This window comes from Microcoleus sp. S13C4 (assembly GCF_036700865.1).
In the GTDB taxonomy this organism is placed as follows: Bacteria; Cyanobacteriota; Cyanobacteriia; order Cyanobacteriales; family Microcoleaceae; genus Microcoleus.
In genome coordinates, this window is sequence record NZ_JAUBPS010000182.1 from 1 (window position 1) to 1,001 (window position 1,001).

At 43.8% G+C, this 1,001-nt stretch carries 1 protein-coding gene; it reads right to left on the reverse strand.

Features of this window, described 5'->3' with window-relative positions; all coding sequences use genetic code 11:
- Window positions 1-83: 83 nt before the first annotated feature.
- A complete protein-coding gene (locus QT996_RS28550) occupies window positions 84-629 on the reverse strand; it encodes an IS1/IS1595 family N-terminal zinc-binding domain-containing protein (RefSeq protein ID WP_333050872.1) in 546 nt (181 codons plus the stop codon).
- Window positions 630-1,001: the final 372 nt, after the last annotated feature.

Below are 1,001 nucleotides of genomic sequence, written 5' to 3' on the forward strand. Positions count from 1 at the left end.
TAGCATCTATAACTGGATGGGATTACATTTTGTCAGCCCTAGCTACTGTTGCATGATTTTTGAAAATTGGTATTAGTACTCGCTCATAACCGCCCTAACCATGGCTTTTCCAATTGAGACAGTCGGTTTTCCGCCAGGGTGCTGTTGACCAATTCTTCGATGAAGGCATCCGTGTGTTTTCCCACTCTAGCTGCCAGAATTAAGCCACTATCTGATGCTAAACTCAATCCGATCCAACAGTCTCCGGCTCTTAACTCCTGTGCTAGACAATTTTTCTGTTTTTTTCGACGAATGACCACATTTCGTCGGCAATCACTTCTTCTGTTTCTATCTGTTTGACTTCTTGATTGTGAATCATCAGTGCTTTTTGACGCTTCACCTTGAATAAGGGAGACTACCGTCCCGTAGACTCTGCCACTGATACGGCTAATTCCCCGAAGGCTACTTCCCTCTCCATGAGCTTGAAGGATGGTATGAACTTCCTCTTGAGTTAGATGACGACCATAGTAGAGACTGTCAAAGTGTTCGGGGAAAGTTTTACCACAGCAAGGACACTTGTATCTCTGCTGCCCTGTCTCCGTTTTTCCATGTCTATGGACTTTATCGTGACCACATAGTAAGCAATTCATCTGTTTTTAGGATTAACACTCACTCAATTCGAGGTATCCCACAGATTTTTGTTGCACGACCTGTTGTTCGTGACCCAACAGTCGGCTTGGTTTACCACCCTTTGCCTGATTAGGAAGTAATTTTACTGTCTCTTTTTTTCGTTGTAATAGTGCTTGGACCGTACTTTTACTGAATTGAAATCTTTCTGCTACTTTCCGAATAGAGGTATTACCTGCTTCTCCTTGTGTCAACGATCTTTTGCCACATATCTAGGGAGTAGGGTTTCATTTTTCTCTTTCTTACCACCTCTACTATGGTTGAGTCGATGGGAGGTATTATCCTCCGCACCTCTCAGTTAGATCCGGACGTGCGACTTTCATTGCATCCGGCTC